The organism is Anaerobacillus sp. 1_MG-2023 (assembly GCF_030547345.1).
Classification (GTDB): domain Bacteria; phylum Bacillota; class Bacilli; order Bacillales; family Guptibacillaceae; genus Guptibacillus; species Guptibacillus hwajinpoensis_B.
In genome coordinates, this window is the sequence record NZ_JAUORD010000270.1 from 1 (window position 1) to 234 (window position 234).

Annotated in this window: 1 protein-coding gene; it reads left to right on the forward strand. The window is 29.1% G+C overall.

What is annotated here, in order from left to right; all coding sequences use genetic code 11:
- Positions 1–234, forward strand: a 234-nt coding sequence (locus Q4550_RS24135) for an SAR2788 family putative toxin (protein WP_303536804.1), incomplete at both ends; no start/stop codon positions are given.

Consider the following 234-nt stretch of genomic DNA (forward strand, 5'->3'; position numbering starts at 1 on the left):
TGTATCAAGTGATTCCTTAGTTGTAGAAACAACTTATGAAGATGATGAAAATGAAGCAAAATTTGAGTTGGAATTTTCATTTGAAACAGAAGAAATCATTATGACAAGTGAATATCTCGAAGAAGGACAAGTAGTTGAAGGGGAATATGAAATAGAAATCCTAGAAATAAACGAAGATTCATATGTTTTTAATTTTATTGATCTTAACACAGGAGAAGAATATATTGTTGACTC